Source organism: Mesorhizobium sp. NZP2298 (assembly GCF_013170825.1).
Taxonomy (GTDB): Bacteria; Pseudomonadota; Alphaproteobacteria; order Rhizobiales; family Rhizobiaceae; genus Mesorhizobium.
The window spans coordinates 2,573,704-2,597,380 of sequence record NZ_CP033365.1; the positions used below are offsets into that span (position 1 = coordinate 2,573,704).

The 23,677-nt window shown below is 63.5% G+C and carries 22 protein-coding genes and 1 pseudogene; 13 read left to right on the plus strand and 10 right to left on the minus strand.

What is annotated here, in order from left to right:
• Positions 1-63: 63 nt before the first annotated feature.
• Positions 64-510 (minus strand): ester cyclase, encoded by a 447-nt coding sequence (locus tag EB231_RS12460; protein ID WP_172349063.1) that lies wholly within the window; start codon positions 508-510, stop codon positions 64-66.
• 152 nt (positions 511-662) lie between these two features.
• The gene (locus tag EB231_RS12465) at positions 663-1,397 is read right to left on the minus strand and encodes an SDR family oxidoreductase (RefSeq protein WP_172349064.1); all 735 of its coding nucleotides are present in this window, start codon (positions 1,395-1,397) and stop codon (positions 663-665) included.
• On the opposite strand from EB231_RS12465, the gene EB231_RS12470 reads away from it, so the two are divergent.
• Positions 1,397-2,380 (plus strand): AraC family transcriptional regulator, encoded by a 984-nt coding sequence (locus EB231_RS12470; RefSeq protein ID WP_246740924.1) that lies wholly within the window; start codon positions 1,397-1,399, stop codon positions 2,378-2,380. The two genes, EB231_RS12465 and EB231_RS12470, sit on opposite strands and share 1 nt — an antisense overlap.
• A gap of 9 nt (positions 2,381-2,389) precedes the next feature.
• Positions 2,390-2,703: pseudogene (locus tag EB231_RS35130) on the plus strand (alpha/beta fold hydrolase); the annotation flags it as partial.
• 9 nt (positions 2,704-2,712) lie between these two features.
• On the opposite strand, the gene EB231_RS12475 reads toward EB231_RS35130, so the two are convergent.
• A complete protein-coding gene (locus EB231_RS12475) occupies positions 2,713-3,717 on the minus strand; it encodes a hypothetical protein (RefSeq protein ID WP_172349065.1) in 1,005 nt (334 codons plus the stop codon).
• A gap of 248 nt (positions 3,718-3,965) precedes the next feature.
• Here EB231_RS12475 and EB231_RS12480 point away from each other — a divergent pair, with 248 nt between their 5' ends.
• The 4 genes from EB231_RS12480 to EB231_RS12495 all read left to right on the plus strand — a co-directional run bounded on the left by EB231_RS12480 (position 3,966) and on the right by EB231_RS12495 (position 7,330).
• Positions 3,966-4,874, plus strand: coding sequence for an AraC family transcriptional regulator (locus tag EB231_RS12480; RefSeq protein WP_172349066.1), 909 nt, complete (start codon positions 3,966-3,968; stop codon positions 4,872-4,874).
• 178 nt (positions 4,875-5,052) lie between these two features.
• On the plus strand, positions 5,053-5,796 hold the full coding sequence (locus EB231_RS12485; RefSeq protein WP_172349067.1) for an SDR family oxidoreductase: 744 nt from the start codon (positions 5,053-5,055) through the stop codon (positions 5,794-5,796).
• Between the two features lie 215 nt (positions 5,797-6,011).
• Positions 6,012-6,722, plus strand: coding sequence for a DNA helicase (locus tag EB231_RS12490; protein WP_172349068.1), 711 nt, complete (start codon positions 6,012-6,014; stop codon positions 6,720-6,722).
• A gap of 50 nt (positions 6,723-6,772) precedes the next feature.
• A complete protein-coding gene (locus EB231_RS12495) occupies positions 6,773-7,330 on the plus strand; it encodes a GNAT family N-acetyltransferase (RefSeq protein WP_172352883.1) in 558 nt (185 codons plus the stop codon).
• A gap of 9 nt (positions 7,331-7,339) precedes the next feature.
• Here the strand turns inward: EB231_RS12495 and EB231_RS12500 are convergent, their stop codons facing one another.
• Positions 7,340-8,371, minus strand: a complete 1,032-nt coding sequence (locus tag EB231_RS12500) for a DmpA family aminopeptidase (protein WP_172349069.1) — start codon at positions 8,369-8,371, stop codon at positions 7,340-7,342.
• A 3-nt stretch (positions 8,372-8,374) separates the two neighbouring features.
• The gene (locus EB231_RS12505; RefSeq protein WP_172349070.1) at positions 8,375-8,791 is read right to left on the minus strand and encodes a MerR family transcriptional regulator; all 417 of its coding nucleotides are present in this window, start codon (positions 8,789-8,791) and stop codon (positions 8,375-8,377) included.
• A 105-nt stretch (positions 8,792-8,896) separates the two neighbouring features.
• Between EB231_RS12505 and EB231_RS12510 the strand changes: the two genes are divergently transcribed.
• Entirely contained in the window at positions 8,897-11,146 is a 2,250-nt protein-coding gene (locus tag EB231_RS12510) for a heavy metal translocating P-type ATPase (RefSeq protein WP_172349071.1), read from the plus strand.
• An 18-nt stretch (positions 11,147-11,164) separates the two neighbouring features.
• Here EB231_RS12510 and EB231_RS12515 read toward each other — a convergent pair whose 3' ends face one another.
• Complete coding sequence (locus EB231_RS12515) at positions 11,165-11,995, minus strand: SDR family oxidoreductase (protein WP_172349072.1); 831 nt, start codon at positions 11,993-11,995, stop codon at positions 11,165-11,167.
• Positions 11,996-12,091: 96 nt separating this feature from the next.
• Between EB231_RS12515 and EB231_RS12520 the strand changes: the two genes are divergently transcribed.
• Positions 12,092-12,988, plus strand: a complete 897-nt coding sequence (locus EB231_RS12520) for a LysR family transcriptional regulator (RefSeq protein WP_172349073.1) — start codon at positions 12,092-12,094, stop codon at positions 12,986-12,988.
• A 5-nt stretch (positions 12,989-12,993) separates the two neighbouring features.
• Here the strand turns inward: EB231_RS12520 and EB231_RS12525 are convergent, their stop codons facing one another.
• From EB231_RS12525 to EB231_RS12535, 3 genes are all read right to left on the minus strand, one after another.
• The gene (locus EB231_RS12525; protein WP_172349074.1) at positions 12,994-14,178 is read right to left on the minus strand and encodes an MFS transporter; all 1,185 of its coding nucleotides are present in this window, start codon (positions 14,176-14,178) and stop codon (positions 12,994-12,996) included.
• A gap of 97 nt (positions 14,179-14,275) precedes the next feature.
• Complete coding sequence (locus EB231_RS12530) at positions 14,276-14,485, minus strand: DUF2061 domain-containing protein (protein ID WP_172349075.1); 210 nt, start codon at positions 14,483-14,485, stop codon at positions 14,276-14,278.
• Between the two features lie 102 nt (positions 14,486-14,587).
• Positions 14,588-16,252, minus strand: coding sequence for a Na/Pi cotransporter family protein (locus EB231_RS12535; protein ID WP_172349076.1), 1,665 nt, complete (start codon positions 16,250-16,252; stop codon positions 14,588-14,590).
• A gap of 386 nt (positions 16,253-16,638) precedes the next feature.
• On the opposite strand from EB231_RS12535, the gene EB231_RS12540 reads away from it, so the two are divergent.
• From EB231_RS12540 to rpoD, 3 genes are all read left to right on the plus strand, one after another.
• Complete coding sequence (locus EB231_RS12540; RefSeq protein WP_140774628.1) at positions 16,639-17,007, plus strand: RcnB family protein; 369 nt, start codon at positions 16,639-16,641, stop codon at positions 17,005-17,007.
• 142 nt (positions 17,008-17,149) lie between these two features.
• Positions 17,150-19,084, plus strand: coding sequence for a DNA primase (gene dnaG, locus EB231_RS12545; RefSeq protein WP_172349077.1), 1,935 nt, complete (start codon positions 17,150-17,152; stop codon positions 19,082-19,084).
• Between the two features lie 420 nt (positions 19,085-19,504).
• Positions 19,505-21,529 (plus strand): RNA polymerase sigma factor RpoD, encoded by a 2,025-nt coding sequence (gene rpoD, locus EB231_RS12550; RefSeq protein ID WP_056578576.1) that lies wholly within the window; start codon positions 19,505-19,507, stop codon positions 21,527-21,529.
• 3 nt (positions 21,530-21,532) lie between these two features.
• Here rpoD and EB231_RS12555 read toward each other — a convergent pair whose 3' ends face one another.
• Positions 21,533-22,681, minus strand: a complete 1,149-nt coding sequence (locus EB231_RS12555; protein ID WP_172349078.1) for a TauD/TfdA family dioxygenase — start codon at positions 22,679-22,681, stop codon at positions 21,533-21,535.
• Between the two features lie 275 nt (positions 22,682-22,956).
• Between EB231_RS12555 and EB231_RS12560 the strand changes: the two genes are divergently transcribed.
• Positions 22,957-23,250 (plus strand): GYD domain-containing protein, encoded by a 294-nt coding sequence (locus tag EB231_RS12560; protein ID WP_056578573.1) that lies wholly within the window; start codon positions 22,957-22,959, stop codon positions 23,248-23,250.
• A gap of 126 nt (positions 23,251-23,376) precedes the next feature.
• A complete protein-coding gene (locus tag EB231_RS12565; RefSeq protein WP_172349079.1) occupies positions 23,377-23,646 on the plus strand; it encodes a putative hemolysin in 270 nt (89 codons plus the stop codon).
• The last annotated feature ends 31 nt before the right edge of the window (positions 23,647-23,677 follow it).

Below are 23,677 nucleotides of genomic sequence, written 5' to 3' on the forward strand. Positions count from 1 at the left end.
CCGTCGCCCACAGGATCGCCGAACTGTCGTTGGTCGAGCGCTATGGCGGTACAGGGGAACCGATCAGCCCATCATGCCGAGTTGCCTGAGCAGGTCGAGCTGGTCCGCGCTCAGCCAATATTCGCGAACTTTGCCGTTCTCGACGCGCAGGAAATCGGCGCCCGCAAATCTGATGGCCGTGCCAGGCTTGGCCTTGGCGCCCGGGAACCCGCCCTTGTATGTGCCGCTCGCCAGCCAGCGTCCAGCGATCATGCCCTCACCGAACAAGGGCTGGACCTGGACTTCAAAGACGAACGGATCGATGGCGGCGTGCAACTGGCCGATCCAGCCGGCCATGCCGTCGGGTCCGGCATAGATCGAGAGGTCCTCGCCTCCCAGCGGGGACATGTGCAGCTTGTAGTCCGGCGCGATAATCTGGCCCGCGATGGCCAGATCGCCATTACACATTGCGATCCATTTGCCCCAGATCGTAGCCAGTTCGTCGTCTTTCGTCGGCTGTGCGGTGCTCATCGCAGTCATCCCCCAGCAGCGGAATTGCCGCCAACGTTGCGCCTGTCATATCACGTCGGTTCATTTTCAATGCCTTGATCTGTCGTGAAACTTGGACCCGCTTGCCGAGGGAGGCAGGGAGCGGCTGTCGATCCATCACATGAAACCGACCATCAATCCTGAGCCGTCGGTCGTATGACGATGCTGCCGACGTCCACATCGGCCGGTTGCTCGATCGCGTAGACGACACCGCGAGCGATAGCATCGGGCGAGATTGCGAGGTGGCCGATGCGCTTGCCCATGGCTTCCTTGACGACCGGATCGGTCATTGAATCTGCAAAGTTCGTCGAGATCATGCCTGGTGATATTTCGGTAACCCTGAGGTGTGGCCCTGCCTCCTGCCTCAGGGCCTCGGTGATTGTGCGCACGGCATTCTTCGTCGCCGCATAGACGCCCATGGTCGGGAGGATCTTGATCCCGGCCGTCGAGACAATATTGATGATGTGCCCTGACTGCTGACGTTGAAACACTGGCAGCGCTGCGGCGATGCCATAGAGCGTGCCGCGCAGATTGACGTCGATCATGGCGTCCCAGTCTTCCACGCGCAGAGCATCGAAGCGCGATATGGGCCCAATCCCTGCATTGTTCACGATGACGTCGAGCTTGCCGCCCTGCTCGATCGCCAAACCGACGAGGGCCTCGAGATCGCCGCGCTGGCGGACGTCGGTCGTCTTGTATACGGCCTTGCCCCCCGCGGCCGCGATCTCGTCGACGACGACGGCCAGTTTATCCTCGCGGCGGGCGCCGAGCACGACGAAGGCCCCATGTCGCGCGAGAAGTTTTGCTGTCGCACGCCCAATCCCGCTGCTTGCGCCTGTGATGGCGATGACCTTGTCCACTATGCTCATTGCAATTCTCCTTCTCTACCGAGATAAGGCCACCGGACAAGATTTTATATATCGGAACGTCCATGAATTTATCGCAATCGTCTAACGCGACGACTGATCCTCTATCCGACGTGCTGATTGCCCTCGGCGCGACAGTGACCCGACGCACCCGGCTGGAAGCCGCGGGCCAGTGGGCCCTCGAATTTCCGGCTCTTGATCGACTGAAGTTCGTGGCGCTGTTGAGAGGAACCATCTGGTTGACCGTGCCGGGGCAAGACGCTCAACCGATGAGCGCAGGTGACGTCTGCCTGATCGGACGCATGACCTACGCGATGGCCAGCGACCCGACACTGCCGCCTCTCGACGGTCGGGCCCTCTATGACGGCCGCGACGTCGTGCGTCTTGGTGGCGACGAGACAATCGCCCTCGGTGGAAGCGTCACGTTCTCGCCGGAAAACGCGGACTTCCTGCTCGACATGCTGCCGGGCTTCCTGCTGGTTCCTCGGTCCTCGACGGCATCTGGTGCGGTGACGACAATCCTCACGCTTTTGAATGGCGAAATGGAACGCGCCGCCATGGGAAGTCGGATCGTGAGCGCCCGCCTGGCCGATGTGCTTCTGGTGGAGGCGATCCGCGCCTACGCGGAAGGAGCCCAGGGCATCCAGACCGGATGGCTTGGCGCGCTCTCGAATCCAGGGCTCGGCCGCGTGCTCCGCGCCGTTCATGGAGATGTTGCCCGGCCATGGACGGTGGCGCAACTCGCCAGTGTGGCCGGCATGTCGCGGGCGGCCTTCTCGGCAGCGTTCACCCGCCAAGTGGGACAGCCGCCGCTCGGCTATGTGCGGGCGTGGCGCCTTGCTCTCGCTCATGCGGCGTTGGCCCGTGGCGATGCTGACATAGCAGGCATCGGCAGCAAGCTCGGCTACATGTCGCAGAGTGCTTTCACGCACGCCTTTCGACGCACCTTTGGCACTACCCCGAAAGCTGTCGCGCGAGCACGATGATCGGCGACGGCCAACGAACCGGTCATCGGTATCGACCGGCAAGGTTTGGCTGGCCTGTTCGCCGCCGTTCGCGATGCCGACCTTCGGAGTACGGTAGCGCTGATCAACCGGCCGACGCTGGTGATCGCTGGCCAGCACGACACGGTGACGGCGGCCAGCCATGGCGAATTGATCGCCGCAGCCGTGCCGGCGCGAAGCCGCTTGTCCTGCCCGCGGTTCACCTGTCGAACGTGGAGTATCCGGCAGAGCTCATAGAGGCCGTGCTCGATTTCTTGCGCGGACCGAGAGTCTGGTCTCGTGGGGTCCGCTGTCTCACGACCTGAAGCGGGACCTTACGGCTCCTTGCACATTGGCAGCGGCTGCGCGGGCGGTGCGGGGTGATCCTTCTTGTACTGGGCGATCATCGGCTCGAGGGTTTTTCGCGGCCAGAATTTCGGCGCGCCGATTTCCTTAAGGCAGGATGCGTTCCAATAGGGCGCCTCGCCGGATGGCGAATGGCCTTTGGCCGCCTGCGCGACGGCGGCGATGTCGCGCGATTCCGGATAGATGTAGAGTGTCGTCGGATTGTCCTTCACCATCGCGATGATCTGCCGCGCGTCCGCCGGCGACCAGCTGGTGCAGCCATTGCTGCGGCCGCCGGCATAGTCCACCAGCTTGCCGAACGGTACCAGGCCATCATGGTCGGCGTAGGAGCTGTTCGGGCTTTTGCGCATGCACGTGGCGCGCAGCACCTGTGCCGCATGGCCGCCGATCACCCGTTGTCTCGCATTGGCGGCTTCGCCCTCGCCGTCGAACTGGATGAAGGTGCGCAGGAAGGCGGCATTCTGTTTCGCGCTGGCGCTGTAAAAGCCCTTGAAGGAGGTCTTCGCCTCGCGGGTGACATAGGCGCCGCCGGCGGTCAGCTCCGAATCCATGGCATTGCCGAAGTTCTTGGAGCAGCGCCTGCCATTTGAAAAATCGGCCGTGCCTTTCAGATTTTTTCCGCTGCCGTGACCTGACGCGATGGCGCGAAACGATTGGCTGGCCTCGCAGATGACATAGTACCGGCGCCCCAGCACGCCATTGCCGAGATCGCCGGGACGTGTAGCGTCCATGGCGAAGTAACAGGGATTCCTGACCGCGCCTTGCGCCACCTTTTTCAGGTAGAGCGCACGCGCCCGCTCCAGCACCACGGCCGAGATCTGGCCGTCGCTGTCGCCGACATGGACCTGCAGCCAGGCCGGAACAGCTGATGGCTGCAGTGCGGCGAAGGATCGGGCAGTCGCCGTCAAGGCGATGACGATGACAAGAAGGCTGAGGGTGACGACCACACCCAACGGGACAGATCTCAACCGCACCGGATCAATTCTCCTGCCAAAGCCATGCGAATCCTTGCGGCGTCATATCCGCAACCAATCATAAAATGTCCCGCGCCCATCGGCGAGACACATCTTGTTTAGCGTGCCTGACAACGGCCGTTTTGCGATCGGCAGCGCATGACGCATTGCAGGACAACCCGCACGCTTGCGCGCCACCAAGCCAAACTGGACAGGCTGGGAGGACGATTTATAATTATCGGGCGCAAAATAATTACGGATCGTCCGAAATGGATCCCCTCAGTGACATCATTGCCCTTTTGCAACCCAGCACGGCGATTTCCAAGCCCATCAAGGGGCGTGGCCGATGGGGCGTGCGTTACGCCGCTTATGATGCGCCTGGTTTTACAATAATCGTGGAGGGCGCGTGCTGGATCGCGTTTGCGGGTCAGGATCCAGTCAAGTTCGAGAAGGGAGACTTCCTCCTGGTGCCTTCCACGCCGGCCTTCTCGCTCAGCAGCCATCCAGGCATCGACTGTGAGCTCCGGACGCCAATGGACGTTGCCATCCAGCATGGCGAGCAAGATGGAGACCCGGATTTTGTCGCGCTCGGCGGGACGTTTCGAATCGAGCCGGTCAACGCCGCGCTCCTGCTCGCGCTCCTTCCGAGCGTCATCCAGGTGCCCGGATCGCAGGGCCGTTCCTCCAGGCTTGGCAGGGTCGTCAGCCTCATCATGGAGGAGTGCGAGAACGAAGATCCGGGCAAGGAGATGGTCTTGCAGCGATTGCTCGAGGTTCTGCTCGTCGAAGCGTTGCGATGGCGTGGCATCGGTTCCGGCGCGGCCGGCCTGCTCGGCGGGATGCGGGATCCGGCGCTGGCGCGCGTGCTCCGCGCCATGCACGAGGATGTCCGGGCGGGCTGGACGGTCGCGGAACTTGCCAGGATCGCGGGACTCTCTCGGTCGGCCTTCGCGGCTCGCTTCGTGGACGCGCTCGGTTGCGGCCCGATCGAGTACCTGGCCCGCTGGCGCATGGCGCTGGCGAAGGATGCTCTCATTCGAGGCTCGAAAACCCTGGACAAAATAGCCGGTGAGATCGGCTACGAGTCCGCCAGCGCCTTCAGCACTGCTTTCAGGAAACGGCTTGGTTGTTCGCCGGGAAAGTTCGCCCGCGACGGTGGTGTCCGCTTGACCGCGTAAGGCCGTGCCTCGCGCGGCGTGGCTTCTTCAAAAGATTTCGCTGATCGACGCTGATCACTTGCTCCCTGCTCGGGATGAGCCATTTTTGGACAGTTGGAAATAAAAACAGGACTATTGATTATAGATCGTCTGCGTTTGCAAGCCTACGAAAGGTGCATTGAAACCAACGGAGCTTAGCATGCAAACGATCCTCATCACCGGCTGTTCATCTGGCTATGGCCTTGAGACTGCCCGCCATTTTCTCGTCAACGGGTGGAACGTCATCGCCACCATGCGGACACCGCGGGAGGACATACTGCCGCGCTCGGAGCGCCTGAGGATACTGCCGCTGGACGTCACCAGCGAGGCCAGCATCTCGGCGACTGTCGAAGCCGCGGGCCCGATCGACGTTCTTGTCAACAATGCAGGCATCGGCGTGGTCGGCGCCTTTGAAGCGACGACCATGTCGCACATCCGCAAGGTCTTCGAGACCAATACGCTTGGCGTGATGGCCATGGCGCAGGCCGTGATACCGCAGATGCGCGAGCGCCGGTCCGGCGCGATCGTCAACGTCACCTCAAGCGTTACCCTCGCTGCAATGCCCTTGGCGGCCGCCTACACCGCCAGCAAGCAGGCCATCGAGGGCTTCACTGGATCGCTCGCGCACGAACTTGCCTATTTCGGTATCCGCGCAAAGCTGGTCGAGCCAGGATACGCGCCGACAACGCGATTTACGCAAAACACTTCGGTGCGCATCGAAGACATGATCCCGGAAGCCTATGCCGATTTCGCGGCCCCGATCTTCGCGGCCTTCGCCCAGCCCGCGCTGACCACCAAGGAAAGCGACGTTGCCGAAGCTATCTGGGCCGCTGCCCACGACACTTCGGGCAAGCTCCGTTTTCCGGCAGGCCAGGATGCGGTCGCCCTCGCAAACGCTGGCTGAAGTCTCCCGGTGCGTGCGGGGTTCAACGATTTTCGTCCCGCCAATTCTACGTCCGTTCGGATTGAGCTATCATCTGATTCTGGCGTGGCCCACGCCTCCTCCCTCCACCGGGAAAGCATTCGTTCATGCGGGGCACTCTCATCACCGAACCGACTGTTCGAGCACCAGGCATAAGGAGGGGTTGCGAAGACTGCTCGCACCAGGAGGTTTTTGAGATGATTCTATCCGCGCCCGTCTACCATCTGAAGCGTCAAGCCAGGCTGTTGTCGCGCGAGGCAAAAATCCCGCTCCACCAGGCGCTCGACCGTATTGCCACGCAAGAGGGATTTGCCAGTTGGAGCCTGCTTGCGGCGAAGCTGTCCGAGACGGCGCCCGCCAGCAGGTTGTTCGCGCGACTGACACCTGGAGATCTCGTTCTGGTCGGCGCGCGGCCGGGCCATGGCAAGACGCTGATGAGCCTCGAACTGGCGGTCGAAGCGATGAAGTCGGGCCATCGCAGCATGTTCTTCACGCTGGAATATACGCAACGCGATGTGCTGGAGCGGTTCCGCGCCATCGGCGTCGAGCCGGCCCGGTTCGACCGACTGTTCGAGTTCGACACTTCCGATGCCATCAGCGCCGGCTATATCGTCAGGATGTTGGGGTCGGCGCCGCGCGGCACGCTGGCGGTCATCGATTATCTGCAACTGCTCGATCAGAAACGAGAGAACCCCGGCCTGATGGACCAGGTCCGCACGCTGAAGGCTTTCGCGCGCGATAGCGGCGTGATCTTGGTCTTCATCTCGCAGATCGACCGGTCCTACGATCCCGCGAAGAAGCCGGTCCCGGATATCAGTGATGTTCGCCTGCCCAACCCGCTTGATTTGTCCCTCTTCGACAAGGCCTGCTTCCTGAACGAGGGCGAGATACGCTTCCAGGCGGCTTGAGCGCTCCGGCGGCCAAGGCTATCCCTCGCGTGACTGAGAGAGCATGGATCATGATCGAGATCGTCAAACCGGCGCTTGAACATCTGCCGTCCTACAAGGCGGCGCTCGAGCGCGGCTGGTCGCCGGACAATGTTCGGCTCATGGAGGCAACGCGCGAGCAGCTCGCGGCGATAGAGCAGGATCCGGTGGCCTTCCTGGCCAGCCTAGATGACCCCGAGGCCAGGGGCGACCCGATCACCTTGCCCGATGGCACGCAAGTGCCGCGCCTGCCGGGATTTCGCCGCTGGATCTGGGATGGCGAGGCGTCAGGCTCGATCGGCTTTCGCTGGCAGAAGGGAACGGCGATGTTGCCGTCGCATGTGCTTGGCCATATCGGCTATGCGGTGGTGCCCTGGAAGCAGCGGCGCGGCTACGCCACCGAGGCCTTGCGATTGATGCTCGACGAGGCAAGGGCGGTCGGCCTTCCCTACGTCGAGATTACCGCCAAACCGGGCAATCCGGCGTCACACAAGGTGATCCTGGCCAATGGCGGCAAGCTCGTCGGGCGCTTCCTCGAGGACGCCGCCTATGGCGGGGTCGAGAGTCTGCGGTTCCGGATCGATTTGTAGGGCGCCTTGTCACCCGGCCTGATCGCGCAGCCAGTCGGCCAGCGATGCGCGATGCTTGCCCGCCCTGCCGGTGAAGGCTTCGGCCGACAGCATGGAGTTCAGCACGGCCTCCTGCGTGGCTTCCGCCGCCGCCCGAAAAAGGATATCGATGCGCGCTTCGTTGAGCGCCAGCAGCGGTACAAGATCGCGGCTTTCATCGTGGTCGACCAGATTGCCGGTGCTGAAGGCAATGGCGATGTCGCCGCTGCCATGGCCCCAGAAGGAGCCAAGCGTGGCGATGCCTGCTCCGGCGCGGCGTGCCACTCTCTCGAGCTGGCGGTGTTCGAGCGGCACATCGGTTGCCAGCACGACCATGATCGAGCCGCGTTCGGCTCCGGCCGGCCGCCTGGGATCGGGCCGGCGCCCATCAGGCAGAATGAGGTCGCCCGGCCTGCCGAAATTCGAGAGCACGAGAACGCCAAGGTGATGTTCGCCGCCAAGCGCGATTCTTCTGGACGCCGAGCCGATGCCGCCCTTGAAGCCAAAGCAGCTCATTCCCGTTCCGGCGCCGACATTGCCCTGTTCGACCGCGCCTTGGTGAGCGTCCGCCAGTGCGGCGAGGGCGTGTTCTTCGGTTACCGCCAGGGCCTGGATGTCATTCAGCGGACCGTCATTGCATTCGCCGACCACCGGGTTGACGGTTCCGGTGGTGCGGCCGATATCCGGATTCTGGCGGATGGCGTCGCGGATCAGCGCCGTGGCGCAGATGCCGACCGAGAGCGTGTTGGTCAAGAGAACAGGCGTTTCGATGGTGCCGAGTTCCTGCACCTGCGTCAGGCCGACCGTCTTGCCGAAACCGTTGATGACATGGCTTGCCGCCGTCACCTTCTTGCGGAACAGATTTCCGCCATGCGGCAAGATCGCGGTCACGCCGGTGTTGATGTCGCCGCCGCGCAGCGTGCGGTGACCGACGCGCACACCGGGCACGTCGGTGATCGCACTCAGCGTGCCCGGCGGCAAGGTGCCGCAAATCAGGCCGAAATCCCTGACGGTCCCGGTCATGGGTCAGATGTGCTCGTCGGCGCAGAGCGCGTGGTCGGACAGCGCGCGGATGACGTAGCAGTCGCCGACCGTCTTGCCGTCGCAGCAAGAGGCGATGCGCTCGAGCTCGGTTTCCAGCCGCTTCAACTGGGCGATCTTCTCGCGCACGGAAACCAGCTGCTCCTGCGCGATCTTGTCGGCATGGCCACAAGGCTGCTCGGGATGGCTGCTAAGCTCGATCAGCGAACGGATGTCCTCGACGGCGAAGCCCAAGTCGCGGGCGTGGCGGATGAAGGCCAGCCGTTCCAGCTCCTGCCTGGAGTAGCGACGCTGGTTGCCTTCCGAGCGCTCGGGCGCCGCAACCAGGCCCATCTGCTCGTAATAGCGGATGGTCGGCACCTTGACCCCGGTGCGGCGGGAGAGATCACCGATCGAAAACATGCGTTTTGCCTCTTGAAGCTCTAGTGACTAGAGCAATTACATTGGCTGACATCAAGGTTCAAGGCCCGGCGCGCCAAGCCGGTGAAAGAGCAGACAGGTAATGTGATGACGGCTCCTCTAAAGCAGACACGGTTCAGGATCGGCGGCATGGATTGCGGCTCCTGCGCGGCCAAGATCGATACGGCGGTGCGTCGCCTCGACGGAGTGGCCGATGTCTCGGTTTCGGTGACCGGCGCCTCGATGACCGTCAGCCATGGCGGTCCGCTCAACGATGACAAGGTGCTGCAGCAGGTGGCGCGGCTGGGCTACGGCATCGTCAAGGCGGAGGCCGGGACCGGTGGGCCAGCGGCCAAGGCGCATGATCATTCCGCTCATGATCACGAAGGCCATGACCATGAAGGTCACGACCACGAGGGCCATGACCATGGCGGCAGCCGACAAATCACCGAGGAGGCTGCAGGATCATCCCATCTCCACAGCCATGCCGAGCCTGGGCAGGCGTGGTGGCGCGGCCGTCGCGCGGCGCTGACGCTGGCCTGCGCGGCAGCGCTTCTGGCCGCCTATGGCATCGGTCATCTGTATCCCACGACCGAGCGTTGGGTCTTCCTGGCTGCCTTGCTGGTCGGTCTCGTTCCGATCGCGAGGCGCGCGCTGATGGCGGCATTGGCCGGCACGCCGTTCTCGATCGAGATGCTGATGACCATCGCCGCCGTTGGGGCCGTGATGATCGGTGCCACGGAAGAAGCGGCAGCCGTCGTGGTGCTGTTCCTGATCGGGGAGCTTCTCGAGGGTGTCGCCGCCGGCCGTGCGCGGGCCAGCATCCAGGGTCTGGCTGATCTGGTGCCGAAGACGGCGCTGGTCGAGCGGGGAGGCGGCACGGTTGAAGTTCCCGCCGAACAGCTTGCCGTCGGCGACGTCATCACGGTGCGGCCGGGTGACCGCATCCCGGCCGATGGCGAGATAACAGAGGGTTCGAGCGACATTGACGAGGCGCCGGTGACCGGCGAGAGCACGCCGAAGCGCAAGAGCGTTGGAGAGCCGGTCTTCGCCGGCACGATCAACAGCGACGGCGTGTTGAAAGTGCGAGTGACGGCGGCCGCTTCCGACAACACCATCGCCCGCGTGGTGCGGCTGGTGGAGGAGGCGCAGGAAGCCAAGGCGCCGACCGAACGCTTCATCGATCGATTCTCGCGCTACTACACGCCGGGCGTGCTGGCGGTCGGCGCGCTGGTGGCGGTGCTGCCGCCGCTCGTCGCCAACGGCGACTGGAATGAATGGATCTACAAGGGCCTGGCGATCCTGTTGATCGGCTGTCCCTGCGCGCTGGTCATCTCGACGCCGGCCGCGATCGCCGCGGGCCTGGCGACCGGCGCCCGGCGGGGCCTGCTGATGAAGGGCGGCGCGGTCCTGGAAAGTTTCCGCCGGATCACGGCGGTGGCCTTCGACAAGACCGGAACGCTGACCGCGGGCAAGCCCGTCGTGACCGACATCGTCGCTTATGGCCGCGACGAACGCAGCGTGCTGGCGCTGGCAGCGGCACTCGAGCAGGGCTCCAGCCATCCGCTGGCGGTGGCGATCCTGGACAGGGCAAAGGCGGACAAGGCACCGGTGCCGCCGGCGCTCTCGGCCAAGGCGATCTCCGGCAAGGGAGTCGAGGGCAGCGTCGGCGGCGTCGCCGTCTTCCTCGGTTCCGGCCCGGCGGCGGGTGAACGCACGGACATGACGCAAGCGCAGCGCCTTGCCGTCGATAGCCTCAACGGCCAGGGCAAGACCGTGTCGGTGCTGGTGGCCGATGGTGTGCTGGCCGGGCTGATCGCAATGCGTGACGAGCCGCGGCCGGACGCGGCGGCGGGCATCGCGGCGCTGAAGGCCGAGGGCATCCGCGCGGTAATGCTGACCGGTGACAATCGTCGTACCGCTGAAGCCATCGCCGTCTCGCTCGGCATCGAGGCGCGGGCGGAACTGCTGCCGCAAGACAAGCAGCGGATGATCGGCGAGTTGCAGCGCGAAGGGCTGACAGTGGCCAAGGTCGGTGACGGCATCAATGACGCACCGGCGCTCGCCGCCGCCGACATCGGCATCGCCATGGGCGGCGGCACCGATGTGGCGCTGGAAACGGCGGATGCCGCGATCCTGCATGGCCGCGTCACGGACGTTGTCCGGATGGTGCGGCTGTCGCGGGCGGTGATGGCCAATATCGGCCAGAATATCACCGTGGCGCTGGGGCTGAAGGCAGTCTTCCTGGTCACGACCATCTTAGGCATCACCGGCCTCTGGCCGGCGATCCTGGCCGACACCGGCGCCACGGTGCTGGTCACCGCCAACGCCATGCGCCTCTTGCGCTGGCGCGGGTGACCGGCACGCTACCGTTGGTCAGGGGTCGATATCCATGGCGAGTGCCGCGTCCTTCCGGTTCTCCAACTCCGCAAGCCTGCCCTGCAGCGCGCTGCGGATCGAGGCGTAGGCGGCGGCGCCGAAGGTCAAACGTCGAGGCGCGGGATCCTGCTCCACCGAGGCGATCATCGCCTCGACCATCTTGCCGGGATCGCCCTTGATGTCGAACGAACCCTCGGAAAAAGCCCGGCGTAAGTCCGCGACCGGGGTGTTGTCATAGGCATCCGTGGACCCGGAGCTGACCAGGCTGGCACCGAAGTTCGTGCGTGTCGGCCCGGGCTCGACGAGCGTCAGCCCGATGCCGAACGGCTCAACCTCCTGGCGAACGGATTCGACGAAGCCCTCGATGCCCCATTTGGTGGCGTGATAGAGGCTGAAGCCGGGATAGGCCATCTGTCCGCCCTCCGAGGAGACTTGCAGGATGCGGCCGCCCTGCTGTTTCCTCAGATGCGGCAGTGCTGCCCGGATCAGCTGGATCGAGCCGACGAGGTTTGTGTCGATCAGGTCGCGGATCTGGCTGTCCTCCAGTTCTTCAGCGGCGCCGAAGAGGCCATAGCCGGCATTGCTGACGATGACATCGATGCGCCCCAATTCGCCAAAGGCCCTGCTGATCGTCGCCCGGATCGCATCGGTGTCGGTCATTTCGAGCGAAGCGATCCAGAGCCGATCGCCATGTTGCGCCTTCAAATCGGCGAGCGTCCGTGGCTTTCGTACGGTCGCGGCGACACGGTCGCCACGGGCCAGAAGCCTTTCTGTCAAAAGCCGCCCGAAACCGGATGAGGTGCCGGTGATGAACCATGTCCTGGTCATGGGAGATGTCCTTTCATTGCTGAGTTCGGCCAAGACTACGCCATCCAACTCATGATACTATCCGTTCAATTTCATATGGCTTGATGAAGATTTCCCATGAATGGCAAGCCCGGACTTCCGGAATTGACGGCGCTAGCCGCGATTGTCTCGCATCGCAGCTTCCGCAAGGCAGCCGACGATCTCGGCCTTTCGCCTTCCACGCTCAGCCACATGATGCGGACGCTGGAACGGGGCATGGGTGTGCGCCTGCTCAATCGCACCACGCGCAGCGTTGCGCCGACCGAGGCGGGCGAGCGGCTCGTCACGCGGCTGCGGCCGCTTCTGTCGGATATCGACGCCGCATTGGCTGAGGTCGACGACTTCCGTGGTCTTGCGTCAGGGACGCTGCGGATCAACACCAGCGAGATCGGCGCGCGACTGTTGCTCGGATCCGTGGTGTCGGTCTTTCTTCAGCGCTACCCCCAGGTCTCGCTCGATCTCGTCACCGAGGGAAGACTGGTCGATATCGTCGCTGAAGGCTTTGATGCCGGTATCCGTCTGGGCGAGGCTGTGCCGCAAGACATGGTTGCGGTGCGCTTCGGCGGGCCGACACGCTTCATTGCCGTTGCATCGCCGGCCTATCTGGCCGGCCGCCCGGTTCCGCGCGTCCCGGATGATCTTAGGGATCAAACCTGCATCCGCTTTCGGTTGCCAAGTGGCAAACCCTACCGATGGGAGTTCGAGAAACATGGCCAGGAGATCGCCATCGATGTCCCTGGCGCACTGACGCTCGACAATATGGAGTTGATGGCCGAGGCAGCCGCCGGCGGCATGGGGATCGCTTACATCTCTGACAAATCCGCCAAGGCTCACCTCGACCGGGGGGCGCTTGTCACTGTGCTGGACGATTGGTGTCCGCCCATTCCCGGCCTGTTCCTCTACTATCCGGGCCATCGGCTGGTGCCGCCGGCGCTGCGGGCCTTCATCGATGTGCTGAAGGAGACCGAAAACTGAGGCCGCTACTCGGCTGGAGCGGTGAGCGGCGGCGTGGTGTTGCTGCGCCCTTCCCAGACCTGGGAGACAATTGCGACCACGACGGCGACCAGCATCGCCAAAGCTCCGACCACCGGCAGGCTGCGGTAGCCGTAGCCGGCATTGAGCATGGCGGCGCCCAACGACGCGGCAAGCGCGATGCCGACATTGAAGCCGGACGGGATCAGCGAGGAGGCGAGGTTGGCGGCATCCGCCGTCCACGCCAGGATGCGGGTCTGGATCGGCGTGCCGATGGCGAAGTTGAGGCCGCCCCAGATGACGATCGCGATGACCATCGGCACGGGGTAGGGGCTGACGGCGTAGATTACCGCCAACGTCACCGCCTGCAAGGCGAGCATGGTGATCAGCGACGGCATCAGCTTCCAGTCCGACAGCTTGCCGCCGAGGAAGACGCCAAGCGTGGCGCCGACGCCATTGAGCAGCAGCACCCACGGCACCAGGTTCTCGTCGAGTCCGGTGATCTCCAGCAAAGTCGGGGTGATGTAGGTGAACAGGCAGAACTGGCCGAGCATCAGCATCAGCATCAGGATCAACGAGGTCCAGACCTGCTGGCGTGCCAGCACGCGGACCTCTCGGGCAAGGCCGGCGGGCTTGGCCGATGAGCCGGTGGTGCGCGGCAACAGGGCGGCCATGGCAAAAGTTGCCGCCACGCCCAGCCCGCACATCACCCAGAAGGTGGCGCGCCAGCCCCAGATGTTGCCGATCGCGGTGCCGGCCGGCACGCCGATGACGTTGGAGACGGTGAGGCCGGACAGGATGACCGCCACCGCCATGCCGCGTTTGTCTTCCGGAACGAGGCCGACAGCGACCACCATGGCGACGCCGAAATAGGCGCCGTGCGCGACCGCGACGGCAATGCGCAGAAGCAACATGGAAATGAAGTCGGGCGCCAGCGCGCAGGCCGCCTGGCCGATGGTGAAAGCGACGGCGAGGCCGAGCAGCAAGGTCTTGCGCGGCAAGGACTTGGTCGCGAGCGCCAGCAGCGGGCCGCCAATGGCGATGCCGCAAGCATAGCCGGAAACGAGATAGCCAGCGGATGGGACCGAGACGCCAAGCCCTTGCGCCACCTGCGGCAGCACGCCGGCAATGACGAATTCGGTGGTGCCGAAAGCGAAAGCGGCGATGAACAGGGCGACAAGCGGAAGCGACATGGGGAAGCCTTGGCTGGAACGGCCTCAAACCACGGATGGACTGCTGGGGCAATCCAGAAATTTTTGTCGCGACTTTAGGTTTTCTTGACCGGCAGCTTCAGGCTGTGGTCTTGCGGCCATAGGGGATCTTCAACCACGCCCGCTCGTGGAAATAGTAGAGCAGGGACTTGGTGAAAACCTCGGTTATGCCGATGGCCGCGGCCAGTTTGACGCTTCCTGTCACGACCAGGGAAATGATCAGCGTGTCGATGGTGCCGGTCACACGCCAGGATAGCGCCTTGGCAAAACTGCGCGAATGGGTGTCCATCGATTCCTCCGAAAGCCTGGGCGGTCGATCCTTATCCTGCTTGGCGGAAGCGGAGCAAAGGTATTTTGCCGTCACGTGAAGACCGCAGCCGGTGGGGTGACCTCAGCTCGCCTTCAACCTTGACCCCGTCAGCAGGCCGCGCTCTTCGAGCACCGGATAGGCCATCGACGCCAGCAGCGAGTTGATCTGCTTCAGGTCGCGGATGGTGTCGAGATGGATCGAGCTGGTCTCGACGCTCTTGGCGGTGCCTTCGCGCAGCCGCAGGAAATGGCTGGCGCTGGTTTCCTTCTCGCGGTCGCGCAACTGGTCCTTTTCCAGCACCAGCTGGCGGGCGGTTTCTGGGTCGCGCGAGACCAGCACGTTGAAGGCAAGCCTTGCATTGGCCAGCACCGAGCTGTGGAAGGCGCACAATTCGCTCCAGCCTTCGTCGGTGAATTCCAGCCCGCGATCGAACTTCTTCTTCACATGCACCAGCATGTTGCGAACGATGATGTCGCCGACCTGCTCGAGCTTGACGCAGGCGCCGATCAGCTCCTGGCAACGCAGCGCCTCGTCCTCGGTCAGCGGGTTCTTGGTGACCTTGGCGAGGTAGAGTTTTATAGCGGCATGCTTGCGGTCGACGCGGTCGTCGAGGGCGGCCAGCGCCTTGATCTTGTCGGCGTCGGCGCTCTCATAGAGCTCGATGATGCGTTTCAGCATGATCTCGACCGTCTCGCAGACCCGCACCACCTCGCGCGTGGCGTTGGCCAGCGCCTGGCTCGGCACGTCGAGCGCGCTGTCGTTGAGGGCGGACAACTCGATGACGTCGAGCGAGGCCGTTGGCTCCGGCTTGGTGCCAAGTGCCACGATCTTCTCCGAGGCGCGGTAGACGAAACCGGCCAGCGGCAGGCCTGCGAGCAGGATGATGACGTTGAACAGGATGTGGGCGTTGACGATCTGATCCGCGGCCGTCGCGCCGAGGAAGCCGACATGCGGCCGGAAGATCATGAACAGGATCAGCATGACCAGCGAGCCAAGCCCGCGCATCAGGAGATTGCCGATCGGCACGACGCGCACGGCGGGTCCGGCCGAGCGGGTCAGCATCGGCGCGATGATGGAGGAGCCGAGATTGACGCCGAGAATGAGGACGACACCGAGTTCCGGGCTGATCAGGCCACGGCCGGCCAGCGTCGCCATCAGCAGAACCGCCGCGATGCTCGACTGGAACAGCCAGGTGATCAGCGCCGCCAGCAGGTAGGCGGTGATGGAATCGCTGGAGAAGTAATTGATGATGACCGGCATGAGCTGGCTGTTGCGCAGCGGCTCCGACGCCTGGCCGATCATTTCCAGCGACAGGATCAAAAGGCCGATGCCGACCAGGATGCGGCCGGTCTGGCGCCAGTCGCGCCGTTCGGTGGCCATGAACATCACCGTGCCAGTGATCAGGCAGAGCGGCACCAAAAGCGTGAGGTCGAAGGTCAGCAGCTTGACCACCAGCGCCGAGCCGATCTCGGCGCCACGCACGGCCAATTGGCCGGCGGCACCCGAAACGATGCCGGAGCCGGCGAAGGAGCCTACCAGAAGCGTCACGGCGGTCGAGCTTTGCAGCGCGATCGCAAGGCCGGTGCCGGCCAGCACCGCCATGATTGGATTGCGCATGGTGGCGCGCAGACGATGGCGCAGCACATCACCATAAGCGCGTTCGACGCCGGTCTTGACCATGCGGGTGGCAAACAGCATCAGCGCGACCGCGCCGGCCAAATGCAGAAGGACGACGGAACCGCTCATTGCGGCGCCTGCATGCGGGCGGGGCGCGCGGTGCGGGCGGCGCGGCGATCAGGAAGGGAAGCGAGGGTACGAATCATGATCATGGCAGTCGTCATATATAGCTAGAATATTTTAGCCGGATAATAAAATCTTGTCGATCTCAAGGGGCCGCCGCAGGACGACAGGCCGTGTCGGGAAATGGACGGGTGCGCAAATGGTTGCATCGCCGGGTCGCGGCGGGGCGGGAAGCAGCCGGCCTGCCGTGCTTGTGGCATCTGTCTTTGCGATGATGTTCAAATATTCGAAATAAGCGAAGGATTTCATTACACAATTGTAATGCTGCCGTTCAGTTTCAGTTCATCCCTTGGCCGCTATTCCTCGGGCATCGACAACCAAGGAGACTTCTTATGAAACGCATTGTCCTTTCCGCTCTCGCTGTCGCGATGCTGGCCGCCACCTCCATGACCGGTCAGGCCGCGCCGATGAACGCGCCGGTCGCGCCACAGTCGAATTACACCAAGGTCGACTGGCAGAAGCCAGGCCACCACAACGACGTGAGGAAGCGCGTCTACAAGAAGAAGGTCGTCGTGAAGCGCAACAACTGGCGCAACGGCCAGAAATATTCCGGCTGGAGGCAGCACCAGCCGATCCGCGACTATGGCCGCTACGGCCTGCACCGTCCCGGCCGCGGCCAGGAATGGATCCGCGTCGGCAACGACTATGTCCTGGTCGGCATCCTCTCCGGCGTCATCTTCGGCGCGCTTGCCGCGCAGTAAGGTTCGATCGCTGGATTGAGCTGGGAAGGGCGGCCTGCAAGGGCCGCCTTTCTTTTTGCCCTGTGGAAACCGGGCATCGTCCGCATTGGGGGTCGTCGGATTTCGAGGGTATGCTTATATGGTGGGAAAACGAGTTCCCTCAATGCGCTTTCCGCCCGCCTTTCTCGACGAGATCCGCGACCGCGTGCCGATTTCATCTGTTGTCGGCCAGCGCGTCGCGTGGGATCGCAAGAAGACCAATACGTCGCGCGGCGATTATTGGGCCTGTTGTCCGTTCCATGGCGAGAAGAGCCCGTCCTTCCACTGCGAGGACAAGAAGGGCCGCTACCATTGCTTCGGCTGCTCGGTCTCGGGCGACCATTTCAAATTCCTCACCGAACTCGACGGAATGAGCTTTCCCGAAGCGGTCGAGAAGATCGCCGAAATGGCCGGCGTCCCGATGCCAGTCCGCGACGTCCAGGAGGAACGGCGCGAGAAGGAACGCGCCAGCCTGACCGACGTCATGGAAATGGCGACCGCCTTCTTCCAGGAACGGCTGCAGGGACCCGAGGGCGCCAAGGCCCGCGCGTATCTGCGCGACCGCGGGCTGACGCCGGCGACGCAGCATTCGTTCCGGCTCGGCTTCGCGCCCGACAGCCGCAACGCCTTGAAGGAGCATCTGGCGGCAAAAGGCGTGCCGAAAGCCGATATCGAGGCCTGCGGACTGGTGCGCCATGGCGACGACATTCCGGTCTCCTATGACTGGTTTCGCGACCGCATCATGTTTCCGATCCCGGATTCGCGCGGCAAGATCATCGCCTTTGGCGGCCGGGCGCTGGCGCCCGATGCGCTGGCCAAATACATGAACTCGCCCGACACGGAGCTCTTCCACAAGGGCAATGTGCTCTACAATTTCGCCCGTGCCCGCAAGGCTCTGGCCAAGGGCGGCACGGTGATTGCCGTCGAAGGGTACATGGACGTGATCGCGCTGGCGCAGGCCGGCTTCGAGAATGTCGTGGCGCCGCTTGGCACCGCGCTCACCGAAAACCAGCTAGAATTGCTGTGGCGCATGGCGCCGGAGCCGATGCTGTGCTTCGACGGCGACAAGGCCGGGCTGAAGGCGGCATGGCGTGCCGCGGATCTGGCATTGCCCTCGGTGCAGGCCGGCCGTTCGGCGCGTTTTGCGCTGCTGCCGGAAGGCAAGGATCCCGACGACCTCGTCAAGGCCGAGGGGCCGGACGCTTTCCGCGCGGTGCTAGCCGATGCGCGGCCTCTGGTCGACCTGTTGTGGATGCGGGAGACGGCGGGCGGTGTCTTCGACACGCCGGAACGGCGGGCGGAACTGGGAAAGACGCTGCGGGAGTTGACCAGCCGCATCCGCGACGAAAGCACGCGCTATCACTACCAGCAGGAAATGCGTGAGCGGGAAAAGAGCTTCTTCGGCTCGCAGCGCGATGCGCGGCAAGGGCGCCAGGACTGGAAACCGGGGCAGGGCAAGGCAGCCGCACCCGGCGGACAATTCGCCAAGCCTGGTGGCGGCCGCATGGCGATCACCGAAAGCCTCGGCCAGTCGGCGCTGGTCAAGCGCGGCAGCGAGGGCATGTCGGTGCGCGAGGCGACGATCATCGTGGCGCTGGTCAACCATCCGGCGCTGATCGACGAGAATTTCGCCCATGTCGAATTTCTCGACCTCGCCAATTCCGAGCTGCAGCGGCTGCATGCCGCCATCCTCGACGCGATGGCGCATGACATGGCCAATGACCGCCATGCCGTGGTGGCGACGATCGAACGCGCCGGCTGCGCGGAGATCTGGGAGCGCGCCGTCGGCCTGATCCGGCGGGCGCGGCAATGGCCGGCGCTGGAGACGGCCGCACTCGACGATGCCCGCGATGCTCTGAACCAGGCACTGCACTTGCAGCGCAGCGCGCGCACCTTACATAAGGAACTGAAACAGGCGGAAGCGGCTCTCGAAGCGGATCCTTCGGACGAAAACTTCCGCCATCTGATCGAAATTCAGGCGCAGTTTCAGGATGTACAGGCGACGGAAGCGCTGATCGAAGGATTTGGCGTTTCGTCGGGCAGGGCCGGGCGAGCCTAAGTGCAGCTGAGTACAGGAATGAGAGCGTGGCCGGACTTCCCCAAGGGGCAGGGCGCGCTAAGTCGGGTAATTGATTCGCTTTTTTCATGCGAATCATGCCAGAGGCGCTTGACCTTCCGACAGAATGGCGGAATCAGGACGATTCGAAACGTTAACCCGCACCCGCGCCGACGGGAAATGAGCGATGTGAGGTACTGGTCACTGGACAGGCAGGCCGCCTGCCACAGATATCAGGGTTAATCTGGACTTAATGCATGTCGCCCAAGAGTGGAAACCGGTTTTGGGGCAACGACATGTACCAAACAAGGTAGATGCGGTTCTGGCCCGGTGAAGCGCGTTTCATAAGCGAGCACATCCGGTTTCGACTGGTCCGACAGCTTACGCGGCTTCGATGGCAGCCGCTTGGAGAAGATAAAAATTATGGCGACTAAGGAAAAGGAAGAGGTCGAGACCGAACGCGAAGGCGCCACCGATGGCCCTTTGCTCGACCTTTCCGATGATGCTGTCAAGAAGATGATCAAGGCCGCCAAGAAGCGCGGCTATGTCACGATGGACGAGCTGAATTCGGTGCTGCCTTCCGAGGAAGTGACCTCCGAGCAGATCGAGGACACGATGGCAATGCTGTCCGACATGGGCATCAATGTCGTCGAGGATGACGAGCAGGGCGAAGAGGCCGAGGCTGGCGACACCGCGGCGGACGCCGAGGAAGACGCCAACGAACTGGCCGAACAGACCGGTACGGCGGTTGCCGCCACCACCACCAAGAAAGAGCCGACCGACCGCACCGACGATCCCGTGCGCATGTATCTGCGCGAGATGGGTTCGGTGGAGCTTCTGTCGCGCGAGGGCGAGATCGCCATCGCCAAGCGCATCGAGGCCGGCCGCGAGACGATGATCGCGGGCCTGTGCGAGAGCCCGCTGACCTTCCAGGCCATCATCATCTGGCGCGACGAGCTCAACGAATCCAAGATCCTGCTGCGCGAGATCATCGATCTCGAAGCCACCTATGCCGGCCCCGAAGCCAAGCAGGCGCCGGTGGTCGAGCGCATCGAGGAAGCGCCCAAGGCCGAGGAAAAGCCGCGTCGCGGGCGCGACGATGAAGACGACATCACCAATGTCGGCGCCGATACGCGCGGCATCGGGGACGACGACGAGGAAGACGAAGACGAGGCCAGCCTGTCGCTGGCGGCGATGGAAGCGGAACTCCGCCCGCAGGTGATGGAGACGCTCGACGTCATCGCCGACACCTACAAGAAGCTGCGCAAGCTGCAGGACCAGCAGGTCGAGAACCGTCTGGCCGCCGCCGGCACGCTGTCGCCCAGCCAGGACCGCCGGCTGAAGGAGCTGAAGGACCAGCTGATCAAGGCGGTGAAGTCGCTGTCGCTCAACACGGCGCGCATCGAGGCGCTGGTCGAGCAGCTCTACGACATCAACAAGCGCCTGGTGCAGAACGAGGGCAAGCTGTTGCGGCTGGCCGAAAGCTATGGCGTGCGCCGCGAGGAATTCCTGAAGGAATATCAGGGCTCGGAGCTCGACCCGAACTGGACGCGCTCGATCGCTAATCTGACCTCGCGCGGCTGGAAGGAATTCACCAAGAACGAGAAGGATGCGATCAAGGATCTGCGCGCCGAGATCCAGCACCTGGCCACCGAAACGGCGATCTCGATCCTGGAATTCCGCAAGATCGTCAACCAGGTGCAGAAGGGCGAGCGCGAAGCCGCGATCGCCAAGAAGGAAATGGTCGAGGCCAACCTGCGCCTCGTCATCTCCATCGCCAAGAAATACACCAATCGCGGCCTGCAATTCCTCGACCTGATCCAGGAAGGCAATATCGGCCTGATGAAGGCGGTCGACAAATTCGAATACCGCCGCGGCTACAAGTTCTCGACCTACGCGACATGGTGGATCCGGCAGGCGATCACGCGTTCGATCGCCGACCAGGCCCGCACCATCCGCATCCCGGTGCACATGATCGAGACGATCAACAAGATCGTGCGGACCTCGCGCCAGATGCTGCACGAGATCGGCCGCGAGCCGACGCCGGAAGAACTGGCCGAAAAGCTCGCAATGCCGCTCGAAAAAGTGCGCAAGGTCTTGAAGATCGCCAAGGAGCCGATCTCGCTCGAAACGCCGGTCGGCGACGAGGAGGATTCGCATCTGGGCGATTTCATCGAGGACAAGATGGCGATCCTGCCGATCGACGCGGCGATCCAGGCCAATCTGCGCGAGACCACCACGCGCGTTCTGGCCTCGCTGACGCCGCGCGAGGAGCGTGTCCTGCGCATGCGCTTCGGCATCGGCATGAACACCGACCACACGCTGGAAGAAGTCGGCCAGCAGTTCTCGGTCACCCGCGAGCGTATCCGCCAGATCGAAGCCAAGGCGCTGCGCAAGCTCAAGCACCCGAGCAGGTCGCGCAAGCTGCGCAGCTTCCTCGACAGCTGAGTTTTATCTGCCGCGAGGAATTGAGGGCGCCGATTGGCGCCCTTTTTCGTTTTTCTGCATCGACGGAAAGCCGTTTTCAGACTTGCCGGGAATTGGTCTCAACGGCACGTTCAGCCGCGTCCCCCTGACGATGATGCCGCCCCGGTCGCCGATCTCGATCGAGCCATAACGCTGCCTGAAGCATTCGGGCAGCGGGCGGTCGCCGGGAATTGACAACCACAGGCGCAGCATGTGGCGCCGCTTGTCGGGTTCCGGCCAGTCGCGAAACCCCATGCGGTCGTGAAGCAGCGAATGATTGTAGACGAACTGCATGTCGCCGGGCCGAAGCCGCATCGACAGGTTCAGCTTCGGATCGTTGGCAAGGCTGTCGAAGAGATCCAGCGCTTCGACATGGGCGGCGCTCAGCCGCATGGCATCGGGGAAGCGCTGCGCGCTGTCGATGTACTGGCGCTGATAGATGCCGGTCAGCAGTCCCGCATGCCAGTTGAGGACCGGGATTTCGAAGTAGGGCTTTTCGCCTTCCGGAATCTCGCCGCGCCGGTCGGTGGCGATCGGATCGAACAGCAGGCGTACCAGATCAGGCCGGCTTTTGCGCATCTCGTTGTAGATCGTCACCGTGCTGACCAGCAGGGACTCGCCGCCTTGCATGGCATCGCTCAGGCAGAGCAGGCCGACGACATCGGCGGAATCGGTGTGAAACGTCTGGCGCTCGGCAGTCTGGTAGATGCGTGTCGTGGCGTCCCTGGCGTCGGCGCCGATGTCGCGGACATGGCCGAGTATATGGCCCTGGGCATTCTGCGAGCGTGCGCTTCCCAGATGCGCGCCAATCCCGCAGAAGATGGTTGCCGTCATTGCAGCGGAATATCTCTCGACCGGGAGGCCGCGAAGCACCTCGAACCCGATGCCGGCGATCAGTTTTTCGCGAAGGGCGGCAAGATGGCCGGCAAGCCGGGGCAAGGGGAAATCGGCCTTGGTCAGGCCGCCTATGTCCCGAGAGCCGGCGAGAAAGCTGGTTGCCGCCAATTCCAGCTCGGCGACGTCGCGAGGGTCCAGTTCGACCAGCCAACGGTCGGGATGCTTCGCCATGAGCTCGCCGGCCCACGCGGCGGGAATTTCGATCGATGCCGGTGGCAGGTCTGTTGTCTCGCGCATGAAGCCCTCCGGCGGCTGGATCGGTCCTGGACATCAGCCTGGGATTTCCACCATGGCCACGACGGAGATTGCAGCAATCAGGCAGGTTTTCAAACCGGCTTTCCCTGGTCGCCGCCGAGTGTCACTTCCAGCCCGCAAATGATGGCGTGGATGCGTCCTTGCAGGACGTTCGCCGCAGGAGGATAATTCCACTTCGGATGCATTTTCTGGGCGACAACCCGGATGCCCGCCCCGGCGAAGCCGCCGTGCTCCGTGGCCCCGGAGGGAGGTGAGCCATGACAAGCTACATCGTGCTGATGAACTGGACGGAGCAGGGCGCCAGAAACGTGCGCGATTCACCCAAGCGGCTCGACGCCGCCAGGAAGCAGTTGGGAGATATGGGCGGCTCGTTCAAGTCGTTCTATCTGACCATGGGCGAATACGACATGGTGGCAGTGGTCGAAGCCCCCGACGACGCGGTGCTCGCGCGTTTCTCGCTGATGCTGGCGGCGAGCGGTAATATCCGGACGCGAACGCTCAAGGCCTTCCCCGAATTCGCTTATCGCGAGATCATCACTTCGCTCGGATAGTGTTCGCGGACAACCGGATCGGGTGCTGCCTTGATGGCACCTGATCCGGCGCGTTCCGACATATTTGACTGTTGCCTCGGGACAGGATGCCTCGCCGTGGTAGATATGCGGCCAAGAGGGATCGCAATGAACAATTTTTCGATACTGGCCGTCGCCCTTGCCTTGATATCATCCATGCCGATCGACGTCGGCGCCGCCGCGCAAAAACCTGTCGGCATGGCCAATCCGGCATCGGTCCATTGCAGCGAGATCGGCGGACGTTTCATGGTCAGGAAGGACAAGGCCGGCAACGAATACGGCTTCTGCCGCTTGCCTAACGGGCGCCTGTGCGAGGAATGGGCGCTGTTTCGCGACAACAAATGCATCGGCCCAAAGGCCGCGATGCGCCGCAAATAGCAGCCACGTCGTCGCCCTGGTACAAGGATAG